A 13,484-nucleotide genomic window follows, 5' to 3' on the forward strand; every position below is an offset into this window, starting at 1 on the left:
GAAATTCGAAGTATTTTAGCTTTCTTACTTTGTAATTTTACTTGATTTCGCAAATAGATCCAGATCTGAAGTGTGTATTAATTGAAGTGTTATTCTCGGCGACTAAAACTGGCTAATGCTTCACTGCGCGTCTTGTGCCTGTCTCGCACCGGTCCGGAACACATGCCGGCAAGCTTTTCTTGGAAGCGACCATCGGCAGTGTCATAATGCGGCGGTTGCCATTGCGACTTGGAGACAGCTTCATGAAGCCCGCAATTGCTTTGCGCTTTTGTCGGAGAACGGTCTTTCGACGAATGATTGTCCTGTTGGGCCTTTGTGTCGTCAGCAGCGCGTTTGCCGGTGAACGCCTACAAGAAGACAAAAGCCCGATATCGCAAAAAGTCGACTTGAGTGAAGGTTTCATCGCCGGCTTGTCGGGCCATTGGGCGGCCTCAGTCGACTATATCGCCTGGTCACCGGACGGTACTCGCGTTGCAACGGCTCCGTGGGGTCCGTTCATTACCATCCGGAATGTCGATACCGGTGAAGCGAGCGCAGTCCTTTTTGGTCACAAGGGGGAGGTGATCGATCTGGCCTGGTCTCCGGATGGAGCGTATCTTGCAACTGCTGCAGAAAGCGATCCGGCGCGGCTGTGGGATGCTCGTACGGGCTCCCTGATCGTTGAATTTGACGGAGGCCTTCCGGATGATTCAGCCGTCGCGTGGTCTCCGAACGGATCTAAAGTGGCCGCGACGATGGCAGGTGGGGTCGCGCTGTGGTCGGTGACGGAAAATATCGGTGAGTTCTTTCCGGCGACCTATTCGACAGCTCAGGCACTTGCTTGGTCACCGAGCGGCAAGCATCTTGCACTTGCTTCAACCGACTATGCGACCTCTGATCCAGGTTTCGACATCTTGGTATTTGATCCCGAAACTGGTGAACAGACCAACGTTCTGAAAGGGTTCGACGACACCATTCTGTCGCTGGCCTGGGCACAGAATGGCGAATTTCTTGCCGGTGGATCACAGGACCGCACGGCGCGCGTTTGGAATATCGTCACCGGCGAGCTGGTGCTTGAAATCGCTGACTTTGAGGATGATGCCGAAAGGGGGATCGCTTGGTCACCAGACAGCCAGAAAATCGCATTTGTGCTTGGCACCAATGATGTCCGCGTGGTCGATGTCCCGTCTGGCAAGACAGCTGCTGAACTGGCCTGTGGAAGTCCGGACTATGTCTGCGTCAACGTTGCCTGGTCTCCCGACGGAGGAGCGATCGCCGCCGCAGGCGATGATGGCGGACTGCGGCTCTGGGAAACAGAAAGCTTTGGCCAAACCTATTCAAGAGTGGACGAAAACAATTGGATTGGTGCTCTGGAATGGTCTCCGGATGGAGGACGTCTTGCTGCCGGGTATTCCGATGATGCGCTCAGGATTTGGGATAGAAAGAGCCAGGAGACAACTCTGACGGTTCGCGGTCAGGCAAAACCAGTCGACCGCGTTGCCTGGTCGCCCGTCTCAAGTCGGGCTGCAATGGCTTTAGAGGACGGGCGTATCATCGTCTGGGACGAAACAAGCGGGAAACTGGTTGATGAACTTACCGGTCATGAGGCTGAAATCCGTGTCTTGGCTTGGTCGCCCGACGGCTCACTTTTGGTGTCCGCTGACCGAGAAGAGGTGAACATCGTCTGGGACATGGCAACTGGTCGGAAGCTTGTAGCTCTGAACGGCCATACCAACGACATTCTCACGCTTTCCTGGTCTCCCGATAGCACACAAATCGCCACCGGATCATGGGACGAGACCGCTCGTGTCTGGGATGCGCGAACCGGCAGCCAGGTTTGGCTCCTGGAGGGCCATCAGGATACAGTTCGTTCCGTTGCCTGGTCTCCGGATGGTGCCAGGATCGCAACTGGCGGAGACGACAGTCTTGTGCGTGTGTTTGACGCCAGGACGGGTGCCGAAATCTCCCAGTCGGCAATCCATGAAGACAGTGTTGAAAACCTCGCCTGGTCGCCGGAGGGGGACCTTTTGGCGAGTGCTTCAGAAGATGGAACGGTCAGGATCTGGGATGAAAAGGCAGGCGAGGAGAAGAGTGCCTTTTGCTGTACCGTCGACAATTCAACACAGCTTGCCTGGTCGCCGGACGGGTCTCGGCTTGCCTCATCCATGCGCGCTCGTGTGGTGATCTGGGACCGGGAAAGCGGCGACGTTCTGACAACTGAAACCAGCTTTTCACACTACCCGCAGTTTCTTGTCTGGTCGCCTGACGGAAAGTTCATTGCCGCGGGGTCTGAATTCGCCCCGGCGCGTGTCCACGGGACAAGACATGGCTGGTGGGTTCGAGAATTCAATCGCGATCAGAGAACCTTCAATTGGCTCGATTGGGGCGGGCCGGAGGGAGCCATTGTTGTTGGTGACGGGGCGGGTCTTGTTGAAAGCCATGATCTCTTTGAAGGACGGCGCAAAGCTTTTCTGATTGGCCAGGAAAGTGGCTGGGTATCCTGCGACTGGCCGGCAAGCACCTGTCTTCGGGCAGATCATGGCATGTTGCTGCAATCGGTCGAAAAGGATGGATTGAAAAGGATCCCGATGCCGGATTGATCAACCTGTCGGAACAAGCTCGTAGATCATCTGCCTGTCACCTTGTGCAAGCGTCTCGGTTGCAATTTCGATTTCTGCATGCGTCGACGCAATTATTCCGAAATCTTGTTTTTTGATAGCGCCAACTCAATCGGACAAAGCGAAGATGACACCTGAAGAACTTGCCATCGTGCGGTCTGCTTTTGCCAAGCAAATCTGTGCAACCGCCGGTGTTGAAGCCAACAAAGACATAGAGCGTGCATTCAGCCGAGTGCGCAGGGAAGATTATCTGGGGTCGGACCCATGGAAGGTTGTTGACCTCGCACACTGCCCCATTCAGCTTGCCGAAAACGACCCGGTCTATGCCTATCAGGATGCACTGTTCGTGTTGTCCTCGGGGCGTGGCGTCAATAATGGCAGTCCATCGCTTCATGCCAGGTTGCTGGGGGCGCTTGCGCCAAAAGCCGGCGAGACAATTGTCCATCTGGGAGCCGGGACCGGCTACTATACGGCGCTTCTTGCCGAGCTTGTCGGACCGGATGGTCATGTCGTTGCTGTAGAGCTGGACGACACGCTAGCGCAGATCGCACGACCGGCGCTGGAAAGCCGTGCCAATGTCACGTTTCACGTCGATGATGCAGCGGCCTGGCCCAAAGGCGAAGTCGATGGCATCTACGTGAATTTTGCGGTTCTGGCGCCATTGGAAAACTGGATAGAAGGGCTTGCTCCCGATGGCCGCCTGGTCGTTCCGCTTGGTGTCCCGGGAAAACCCAATCGGCCTGCCGGTCCCCGGTTTTCCCGTCATGGAGCAGCTTTTCTCATTAAGCGTTGCACTGCAGGTTTTTCCGCCTCGCGAATATGCCAGGCCTTTTTCATTCACGCTGAAGGTGATGCCGGTTCAATGAAGCGGCAGGAAGAAGAAAGACTGCAGGACGCCTTTCGGCGCCCCGGCATCGAATTCGTTCAAAGTCTCGTTTGGCAAAGACCCTCAGACCCAACCCGCTGTTGGTTTTCATGCGCCAACTGGGCCTTGTCATACGACCCGGTTGACTAGCAAGCCCAACCTATTTGCGCAGCTGGATGAGGTTTTGGGCTGCGGGCAAACGTTTTCAGTGCCTCGGGCTGATTGCCCTCCAAACTTGGCAGGATATTTCAAAGCCAACTTCCAAAACTTAGTCGACTTAGTTTCTCGTCTCTCTTTCGAATGCTGACATGACGCCTCTTAGTTCCGCCAGCCCGCGCATGCGGCCGATCAGGGGGTAGCCGGGCATGCTTTCGATGCTCAGGTCGCTGAGGAGGTCCTGGCCGTGGTCCGGGCGCATCGGTATTTCGTGGTCGTCTCTGCCTTCCGCCCGCCTGCGTTTTTCCTCTCCTAAGAGAGCCTCGACAACACCGACAATGTCGATATCGCCCTCCAGATGGGCCGCTTCGAAAAAGCTGGTTCTTGCGCGGTTTGCAGGGGCAACACGCATGGTGCTTCTCAAATGCGCGAAATGGATCCGCCCGCCAAGCCGTTCCACGAAGCCGACACCGTCAAACTCCGGCGAGACCCCAAGCGATCCGGTGCAAAGCGTTATGCCGTTGGCATTGATGTCAACTGCCTCCATGACACGCCGGTAATCGTTTTCCGTCGACATGACCCTCGGCAGTCCCAACAAGGAGAAAGGGGGATCATCGGGATGGCAGCAAAGACGCAGGCCGAGCCTGTCTGCTTCAGGGGCAACCTCGGAAAGGAAGTCGATCAGATGCTGGCGCAATGTGTCCGCTGAAACATTCTGGTAGCTTGATAGATGCACACGGATCTCGTCGAGTGTCCAGGTGTCGTTTGCTCCCGGAAGGCCGGCCACGATGTTCTGCTGGAGAGCCTGGCGTTCCTGATCGCTGAGTTCGGAAGCTCTTTGCCGGGCTCGCTCGCAAAAGTCGGCGTCATAGTCGTCCGAAGCTCCCGGTCGCTTTAAGAGAAACAGATCAAAGGCAGCAAAGTCGAGAAGGTCGAACCACATGGCTGTTCCACCGTGGGGAAGCTTTCGTCTGAGATCCGTTCGCGTCCAGTCAAGAACCGGCATGAAGTTGTAGCACACGGTCTTGATGCCGGAGGCAGCAATGTTCTGCAGGCTGGTCTTGTAGTTTGCCACATGCTCTTTGAAGTCCGCCGATTGCAGTTTGATCGCCTCTGAAACCGGCAGGCTCTCCACGACATCCCAATGGATCGGTGTTGCGCTTTCAGGGCCGCCGCGGGAAATCATAGCCTGCCGCTCAACAATGGCCTCTTTGCTCCAGACAAGGCCGGGTTTGATGTGATGCAATGCGCTGACGACGCCCTGCACTCCGGCCTGATGTAATTCATGAATTCCGATTGTGTCGTGGGGACCAAACCAGCGCCAAGTCTGTTTCATTGAGCAGTTGCCTCGGAAGTGTTGCCGGTTCTGTTTTTGCGCAGCGTCAGTCCGGTTTCAGTGTCAAAAAGATGCGTTGTATCGACATCGACTTCCAGCAAAAGCTTGTCGCCGACGCAGACATCCACCTGTCCCGGGCGATGGACCGTTATGTTGTCCCCCATGTCGCTGACTGCGTAGATGTAGGAATCGCCCCCCAGTTGCTCTACCGATCTGATGTTCGCATTCAGTCCATGGGTCTCGTCGGAACCGGGCGCGATGTCGTTCGGCCGTATTCCCAGCGTTACTTTCGCGGTGTCTGTCAGGTGGAACCTGGATTCAGGCAGTTCAATGGTTTCGCCGTTTTTCAACAGGAGGCGATTGCCCTGAAGTTCGCCTTGAATGAAGTTCATCTTTGGAGAGCCGATGAAGCCGGCAACAAAGATATTGGCTGGATCGTTAAACAGATCCAGCGGTTTGCCAAACTGCTCGACCAGCCCGCTGCGCAGCACCGCAATCTTGTCGGCCATCGTCATGGCCTCGACCTGATCGTGGGTCACGTAGATCATGGTGTTGCCGAGCTGACGGTGCAGTTGGGCGATCTCAGAACGCATATCGACGCGCAGTTCCGCATCAAGATTTGAAAGCGGTTCATCAAATAGAAAGATGCGCGGTTCGCGAACGACTGCACGACCGATCGCAACACGCTGGCGCTGTCCACCCGACAGATCCCGTGGCCGCCGGTCCATCAATTCGTCGATCTGCAGCATCTTGGCAGCTGCGTTGATTTTTTCCTCTATGACGGGTTTCGGCGTCTTCAGATTTTCAAGTCCGAAGGAGAGGTTCTGACGCACGTTCATATGCGGGTAAAGCGCATAAGACTGGAACACCATTGCGAGCCCGCGTTCGGCAGCAGCGACTTCATTCACCTGGTCGTCGCCGATAAAGAGATCGCCGCTTGTGATGCTTTCCAGTCCGGAAATCATCTTCAGCAAGGTGGATTTGCCGCAGCCCGACGGGCCGACGAAAACGCAGAATTCACCGTGGGCAACTTCCAGGTCGACACCCTTGATGACCTCAACGGCACCGTAGGATTTTGTCACATTCTTCAGTCTGAGATCGGCCATTGCTGCGCTTCCCGCTCATTGTTTGTTTTGGTTATTTGCCACCAGTCGAAGCAATTCCGGTTGCGATGTATTTCTGTAAGAAGGCAAACACGAAGGCGACCGGCAGAAGGGTCAGAACCGTCATGGCCAAGAGGCTGCTCCACTGGGTGGTCATCTCACCCTGGAAGGAGTTCAGCGCCAATTGCAGTGTAAAGTTTTCAGATCTGGACAGCGCAATCAGCGGCCAGAGGAAATCATTCCAGCGCCACATGATGGCAAGGATCGCCAGAACGGCAATTGCAGGCGCGCTCAAGGGAAGGACAATGCGCCAGTAGATTTTCCACTCACTTGCCTTGTCCATGCGCGCAGCATCCAGGATTTCGTCCGGGATGGTCAGCATGTATTGCCTCAAAAGGAAAATCCCGGTCGGCGTGGCGGCTCCCGGCACAATGACACCCCAGAGGCTGTCGAGCATCCCGAGTTCCTTGGTCACGATGAACAAGGGAACGAGAACCACGGTTTGCGGGATCATTAAAACCCCTATGACCATGGCCATAACGGCGGCTCTGCCACTGAACTTGTATTTCGCCAGGGCGAAGGCGGCCATCGAATTCACGATCAGCATGATTACCGTTGCTACGACCGTGATGAAGGTGCTGTTCCAGAAAAACCGCAGAAAATCGAATTTGCTGAAGAGATCGGTGTAGTTTTCGGTCGCAATCGAGATCCGTTCGATCGGTTCCCGGTCCTTCAGGTTGATCTTGATAATCTCCTCCGGCGCATCGAGGCGCACAACCTGGGAGGTCAGGCCGATCCGCCGAACCTGCGCAACCGTCTCACCGGTCAGGTCTCCAGCGACGACCTTGTAAAGCGGCAGGGGTTTGGAGTACCCCTCCAGTTCAACTGTTTGGGCTGCATAGGGAAGAAAGCGGGGTGGAAACCGGTCGAGTTCTGCATCCGTCTTGAAGGATGACATGACCAGCCAGACAACCGGGCCAAACATCAGCAAGATGCCGAACAGCAGATAGGCGTAGGTAAACCAGTCCGTCCAGTGAAGCTTGCCGTGACCACGCGTCCGGGTCAAAAACTCAAGTGTCTTAGCCATCTGCGTTCTTCCTCGTAAACTTGAGCTGGAGGAAGGTCAAAGCTGCCAGGACGACTGCAAGAATGATCGACGCTGCTGAGGCCAGGCCAAACAGCCTTGGTGCTCCGGCAAAACCCGTCTCGTAAATGTATTGGATGATCAGTGTCGTGGCTGAACCCGGACCGCCTCCGGTGAATGCGTACACCTCATCAAACGTCTGAACGCCTTTGATGAGTGCCAGCACCATCACGACGAGCATGGTCGGCATCAAGAGAGGCAGTGTGATCCGGTAGAAAGTGCGGAAGGGCTTTGCGGCATCCATGGTTGCCGCGTCATAGACATCTCGTGGGATCGCTTGCAGGCCCGCCAGGAGGATCAGGGTATAAAACCCCATATGCGCCCAAACAGACAAGAACACAGACCATGCGAAGGCCCAGTTCCGGTCAAGCATCCAGATAACGCGTTCTAGCCCGAGTTGCTCAAGGCCCGCATTCATAAGACCGTTTCTCTGCAGGATCCACTTCCAGATCAGGGCGACAACGACCGGAGACAACAGCACGGGAAAGAAGAAGACACTTCGGAAAAATCCGCGGGCACGAATTCTGCGGTTCAGGATCAGCGCAGTCACCAGTGAAACGCCCACCATGATCCCGACCTGAAGGACTATGAACAACAACGTGTTGTGAACGGAGCGCCAGAACAGATCGAGTTCGCAGCTGTTTGCATCCAGATAGTTGGAACAGGCCGTCAGTGCGGCGAAATTGTCGCCAGCCACATAAGTTCTGTCCCAAAGCATGATGTTGTCAGTGCCGGTAAAGGCATAAGCAACGTTCAAAAGAATTGGCAGGAACGCGAACAGGCCGAAGAGGACAAGGTTGGGCAAAAGGAACACCCAGGCAATTGTATGCCCTCGCAGATACTTTTGTGCATGCCTCATCGGGATGTCGATGAGGTCCATAAAGAAGGAAACAATTCTGATCATGACATCTTGCCCGCCAATGCCGAAGGGGGCGGGCGCAGGGTGCGCCCGCCCTTAAGAGCTAACCGGTCTTATTTGCCAGCTTCCGCCAAGGCGGTTGCGAGGTCTTCCTTCGCCCGGTCCATGGCGTCTTCAACGCTGAGCTCACCGACAATTGCCTGTGAAACCCTGGACAGGGTGATGTTGAACATGGCCCGGTTGTTCTTGTAGCCCTGATACTTGAAGGCGACAGGCAGGATCTTGGCGACCTGCGCTCCCCATGCGTTCAGCGCGTCGTTGGCCTTTTGAGAGGCGTCGATATAAGTCACGCCCTTGGCCGCCACACCCGAATGCGCCGGAATGTTGAGCGACTTTGCGGTGAGTTCGGTGTAGTTGTCTTCCTGAGCGAGATAGTCGATCAGCTTGGCAACGGTTTCAGGATGTTTGGTGTCCTTGAAGCCGACAAAGCCCGCGCCGCCCGGCATGCCGGAACAGCCAGCAGCACCGCATGGTGATCCCACGACTTCCCAGTCAAAGGCGTCGCCTATGGACGAATCCATCCGCTGCACTTGCCAGCTGCCCGAGAAGTAGTAGACGAGTTCGCCGTTGATGAACTCCTGCGCTGCATCCTGGTAGCTGGTGCCACCGCTGGCGCCCCACACGTCACGGGCCATGGTACCGTCATTGTGCCATCCGACAAATTTGTTGACGTATTCCGTGAAAGCGTCATCGACGAGGATCGGATCGCCGTTTTCGTTAAACAGTTTGGCACCATAGGAAATCGCAGGACCCGCGATGCGGTGACCGGACCGGTCCATAGCCATCGGGAATGGCGTTTGCGTTGCTTCGGCGACCTGGCGGGCAGCCTCGGCCCAGGTGTCCCAGTCAGCATCAGCTGCCGGAATTTCGACACCGGCCTGTTCGAACAGGGTCTTGTTGATATAAGGACCTGTGATCGTCAGCTGCGAGTGCATGCCATAGATGCCATCGTCGTCCGGTCCCGAACGGTACCAGTTCAACGTGTCGCCAAACGACGTTTCCCAATAGTCGCGATCTACGTAAGGCGCGAGATCGAGATAGTACTCGTTGAGCCCGCCGAGATCCGTCACCTTGGCGATATCCGGACCGGTTCCGGCCGCAAGCTGAACCGGCAGATTTTCCAGAATTGCCTTGTACGGCACCTTGTCCATGACAACCTTGACGCCGGGATTGTCAGCTTCAAAGCGCTGAATGATTTCCATCGCGGCTTCGCATTCGTTGCCGTCTGAGGAACACATGAGCCGAATTTCTTCAGCAGATGCCGCTCCGACGCCCAGCATGAGCGATGCGAGTACGGCACCGCTGGCAAGTTCGAGTTTCCTGTTCATCTTTACTCCTCCCTTTATCAGTATTCAGGTCAGCTATTTTGGTTTCCAGCCTGAATAAAGCTCGTTGTCGGCAGTCAGTGGCAGGCTTATCGACCTGTTCTCACGTGCTGCCTGGTAAATCGCGCTGACGAGCTCAATGGATTGTCGCCCGTCTTCCGCGCTTACGGCAAGTGTGCCGTCGTTTTCCAGTGCGTCCGCCAAGGCCTCAAAGAAGCCGGCAAACCCTGAAAGTCCATCCTGCACCCCGGACAGGACGTCATCGATTTCCGCCTGCTTGACGGGCGCACGGGCAATGAATGTCCATTCACCTTCAGCCGGCGCATATGGTTCGCTGCCACTTTCGGCCGTCAAACCTTCAAAGCAGAACCGAATACGGCTGGTGTTTGTCGAAGCACCGAGGGTGATCGAACTGGTTGCCACACTGCCATTGGCCATTTGAAATGAAATTGCAGCGCAATCTTCCACTTCAATGTCGTTCACGCGCGTGGCAACTGCAGCGTTCACACGCGCCGGAGCGCCCATGACCGTAATGAGCAAGTCATGATTGTGAATGGCATGGCCAAGAACAGCGCCGCCGTTTTCACCTTCCCAGGTTCCGCGCCAGGGCACCGCGTAATAGGCTTCATCCCTGTCCCAGTGCGTTTCAAGACTTGCGGCATAGGGCTTGCCCGCAAGCCCGGCATCGATCAAGGCCTTCAGTTTGGCCATGCCCGGCCCAAAGCGATACTGGAAGACCGGGGTCAGGCGCCGGTCTGCCTTTCTTGCGGCGGCCACCAACTCGTCAGCTTCCTTGAGCGAGGTCACCAGCGGTTTTTCGCAAACCACATGCTTGCCGGCTTCAAGGGCCTGCATCACGACGGGGTAGTGAAGGTGTGGCGGCAGACAGACATCCACCAGATCGATGGCAGGATCGGACATCACCTTGGAAAGATCCGTCTCTACCTGAACGCTGGTGCCCGCGACGACATCCGCTGCACGTTCAACATCCAGATCGCACATGGTTTTGACGGAAAACCTGTCGGGCAAAGCGCGATAGCCTTCCAGATGGGCCCGGCCGATTCCGGCACCAATGATTGCGACCCGGATCATGATTGGCCTCGATCTTCAGCAATGCGCTGTGCCTTCAGTCCAAGCTCCATCACCTTGAAGGCGTGGGCTTGTGGCATCGCGGTCTCCGAGCGGTTTCTGATGTCGTCGCTAAGACGTTGGAAGTAGGGCAAACCGGCTTTTGAACAGTCGATCTTTTCGCAGCATGTACCGTTCACCAGGAACAAGTGATCGATGCCAGGCGCTCCAGCCACGTCGACATATTTGCGCAGCTCAATATAGCCCTGCGTTCCCAAGATCGTCAGTCTGCCATCACCCCAGGTCGGGAGCGCATCGGGCGTATACCAGTCGACACGAATGTAACCGTGTCCCTGGGAACTGCGCAGCACGATTTCGCCGAAATCCTGCAGTCCTGGGCGATGCGGGTTGGCGTAGTTTGCTACGCTTGCAGCGGTGATCTCGGCATCTGTTGACCCAGTGAAATAAAGAAACTGGTCGATCTGGTGTGATGCTATATCCGTCAGGATGCCGCCATAGCTGTCGCGCTCGAAGAACCATTCAGGCCGGGTGGCTTCGTTCAGTCGATGCGGTCCCATGCCCAGAGTTTGGACCACCTTGCCGATAGCGCCTTCCTGAACCAATTCCGCAGCTCGCGTAACGCTTGCGACTTCGAAGCGTTCAGAAAAGTTCACGGACCAAATACGGCCAGTCCGTTCAACACAGTTTTTGATCGCATCCAGCTGTTCCAGCGTCGTGCAGCCGGGCTTGTCGACCATGACATCCTTCCCGGCCTCCATCGCGGCAATCGCCAACTCCGCGCGTTGCGCGGGCACAGACGCAATCAGCACGAGATCTATGGCAGGATCGTTGAGAATGTCTTCCAGGTTCTCGACCATCGGAACATCCGGAAAACGTTTTGCAAAGCCTTCGTGGGTTTCAGGTTTTCCCAGTGTCCACCAGGATGCAAATTCAGCCCCAGCCTGTTTCATGTTCTCCGACATTCCAAAGATGTGTCGGTGATCAATTCCCAACGCAGCAAACTTGAGGGATTTTGACATTCAGGACTCCAATTGGGGGATTGCTACGGCTGACTTTTGCGTAGCCGATTGGATCAGGGCCTGGATCAAACGGTGCACGCGCAATGCCTCGCGACCGCTGCATATCGGTGCGCGTTTGTCGACAATTGCGTCGGCCATATCCTCGATCACCGCCTGGTGCCATTCGTGCGTGAATGCCATCGGGTCGGCTCCGCCACCCGTCGCGCTTTCCTCGCCGAATGTGTCGATGCTGCCATCATGCATCAGGAGCTCCAGTTGACCGGACTTCAGGACTGCAGATCCATGCTGGCAATGAAGGGTGATCGATTCCGCGCCGCCGGGAAAACTTGCCGTACTGGCAACGAGAGAGCCGACCGCACCATTGTCAAATCGCAACCCGGCACTGACAAAATCTTCTGCTTCCAGGTCGTGAAGGGACGTCTTTGCCGCCATTGACTGAACTTCGATGATCGGGCCAGTTAGAGACAAGGCAAGATCCAGTGTATGGATTGCCTGTGAAATCAACACACCACCACCGTCGCGTTGATAGGTTCCGCGACCGGGTTCGTCGTAGTAGGACTGCGCCCGCCACCAGGGAACCGAGATCTCCACCATGGCGATCTGTCCCAATGTCCCTTGTTTCAGGACCCTTTTCAGCTGTTTGGCGGAAGCGCGCATGCGATGCTGAAAGACAATGCCGAGCGGAACTGCAGCGGTTTCGCAGCGCCTGACGATTTCTTCTGCTGCCTGATAGGTCCGCTCAATCGGCTTTTCCATGAGGATTGGAAGGCCGCGGTCTGCAAGTGCTGAGACAATGTCCGCCCGGGCATTTGGCGGTGTGCAGACAATCACGAAATCCAAGTCCTGATCGGACACCAGTTCCTGAAGGCCTGCATAGGCCTTTGGCGCATTCGGGAAGATATCGGATGCCTCGGTCAAGAACGCTTCGGCGCTTTCCTTGCTGCGCGAAAGAACGCCTCGCAATGAAACCTTGCCGTTTGTGGCGGCAATGGCGCGTGCATGGGTCTGCGCCACCATACCAAGTCCGATCAAGGCTACTTGCATACTCATTAGGACCTTCTCGACCACCTATAATTATCAACTAGCACACCGGTATACCGGTTGTAAATAGATGTGTGTACCGGTATACCGGTAGGTAGGCATCTGGAAATTTCCTGTATCAATTTGGTCGAAACGCAATGACGACAACTGCCAATAGTCCGGCACGCACGGACCTGGAATTCAAGCGCATTGACGCTTCCAAACCTGCGGGCGATCAGATCTTCGGGTCGATAAAACACGCCATCCTGAATATGGATCTACAGCCCGGATGCATTGTCTCTGAGGCTGAAATTGCTGCGAAATTCGGGGCCAGCAGAACGCCGGTTCGAGAAGCCTTCATGCGCCTTCGCGAGGCGGGACTGGTGGTCACCTATCCCAGCCGCGGCAATTTTGTTTCCCGGCTGAACAAGGAGAAAATCCTTGAAGCCCGCTATTTGCGGGAAGCTCTTGAGATGGCGAATATTCGCCGCCTGGCCTCCGGCGGCTTGCCCAGTGCCTCACACGATCGCTTGCTTCAAAACCTGCAAGCGCAGGAAGACGCTGCTGCGATTGGCGACGCAGTCGTTTTCGGAAACCTGGACGATGTGTTTCACCTTGAACTTGCCGAAGCAACGGGATTTCCGCGTGCTGCACAGGTTCTGGAGAAGGAAAAGATGGTTCTGGACCGACTGCGCGTTTTATCTCTCCGAGACAAGAACCATCTGGGATTTCTGAAAGACGAGCATGCGCGGATTTTTGAAGCAATCTGCGCTCAGGACCTCTCAGAAGCGGTGCGTTTTGGTGAATTGCATTTCTCTTCCATCTTGAAGGTCTTGTCCGATCTTGAGATACGGCACTCGGACTATTTCGATGATTGAGCAGTCGCAAACCGTCGGTTGCCGGTGCGGGGC

At 55.8% G+C, this 13,484-nt stretch carries 11 protein-coding genes; 3 read left to right on the forward strand and 8 right to left on the reverse strand.

Going from position 1 to position 13,484, the window contains the following annotated elements:
• The first annotated feature begins 242 nt into the window (after nt 1-242).
• Nucleotides 243-2,579: a WD40 repeat domain-containing protein gene (locus tag FIV00_RS08550; protein WP_209006860.1), complete on the forward strand. Its 2,337-nt coding sequence runs from the start codon at nt 243-245 to the stop codon at nt 2,577-2,579.
• 145 nt (nt 2,580-2,724) lie between these two features.
• Complete coding sequence (locus tag FIV00_RS08555) at nt 2,725-3,612, forward strand: protein-L-isoaspartate O-methyltransferase (RefSeq protein WP_152500350.1); 888 nt, start codon at nt 2,725-2,727, stop codon at nt 3,610-3,612.
• Between the two features lie 127 nt (nt 3,613-3,739).
• On the opposite strand, the gene uxuA is transcribed toward FIV00_RS08555, so the two are convergent.
• The 8 genes from uxuA to FIV00_RS08595 all read right to left on the reverse strand — a co-directional run bounded on the left by uxuA (nt 3,740) and on the right by FIV00_RS08595 (nt 12,603).
• The gene (gene uxuA / locus FIV00_RS08560; RefSeq protein ID WP_152500351.1) at nt 3,740-4,954 is read right to left on the reverse strand and encodes a mannonate dehydratase; all 1,215 of its coding nucleotides are present in this window, start codon (nt 4,952-4,954) and stop codon (nt 3,740-3,742) included.
• Nucleotides 4,951-6,060 (reverse strand): ABC transporter ATP-binding protein, encoded by a 1,110-nt coding sequence (locus FIV00_RS08565; RefSeq protein WP_152500352.1) that lies wholly within the window; start codon nt 6,058-6,060, stop codon nt 4,951-4,953. The genes uxuA and FIV00_RS08565 overlap by 4 nt, the downstream gene beginning before the upstream one ends.
• 31 nt (nt 6,061-6,091) lie before the next feature.
• Nucleotides 6,092-7,144, reverse strand: coding sequence for a carbohydrate ABC transporter permease (locus FIV00_RS08570; protein WP_152500353.1), 1,053 nt, complete (start codon nt 7,142-7,144; stop codon nt 6,092-6,094).
• Nucleotides 7,137-8,105 carry a carbohydrate ABC transporter permease gene (locus tag FIV00_RS08575; RefSeq protein ID WP_152500354.1) on the reverse strand — a complete coding sequence of 323 codons (969 nt, stop codon included), beginning with the start codon at nt 8,103-8,105 and terminating at the stop codon, nt 7,137-7,139. The genes FIV00_RS08570 and FIV00_RS08575 overlap by 8 nt, the downstream gene beginning before the upstream one ends.
• A 68-nt stretch (nt 8,106-8,173) precedes the next feature.
• Entirely contained in the window at nt 8,174-9,448 is a 1,275-nt protein-coding gene (locus FIV00_RS08580) for an ABC transporter substrate-binding protein (RefSeq protein ID WP_152500355.1), read from the reverse strand.
• Between the two features lie 33 nt (nt 9,449-9,481).
• Nucleotides 9,482-10,537: a Gfo/Idh/MocA family protein gene (locus tag FIV00_RS08585; protein WP_152500356.1), complete on the reverse strand. Its 1,056-nt coding sequence runs from the start codon at nt 10,535-10,537 to the stop codon at nt 9,482-9,484.
• Nucleotides 10,534-11,553 carry a Gfo/Idh/MocA family protein gene (locus tag FIV00_RS08590; RefSeq protein WP_152500357.1) on the reverse strand — a complete coding sequence of 340 codons (1,020 nt, stop codon included), beginning with the start codon at nt 11,551-11,553 and terminating at the stop codon, nt 10,534-10,536. The genes FIV00_RS08585 and FIV00_RS08590 overlap by 4 nt, the downstream gene beginning before the upstream one ends.
• A complete protein-coding gene (locus FIV00_RS08595) occupies nt 11,554-12,603 on the reverse strand; it encodes a Gfo/Idh/MocA family protein (protein ID WP_209006861.1) in 1,050 nt (349 codons plus the stop codon).
• A 128-nt stretch (nt 12,604-12,731) separates the two neighbouring features.
• On the opposite strand from FIV00_RS08595, the gene FIV00_RS08600 reads away from it, so the two are divergent.
• A complete protein-coding gene (locus tag FIV00_RS08600; protein ID WP_152500358.1) occupies nt 12,732-13,451 on the forward strand; it encodes a GntR family transcriptional regulator in 720 nt (239 codons plus the stop codon).
• Nucleotides 13,452-13,484: the final 33 nt, after the last annotated feature.

It is taken from the genome of Labrenzia sp. THAF82 (assembly GCF_009363435.1).
Lineage (GTDB): Bacteria > Pseudomonadota > Alphaproteobacteria > Rhizobiales > Stappiaceae > Roseibium > Roseibium porphyridii.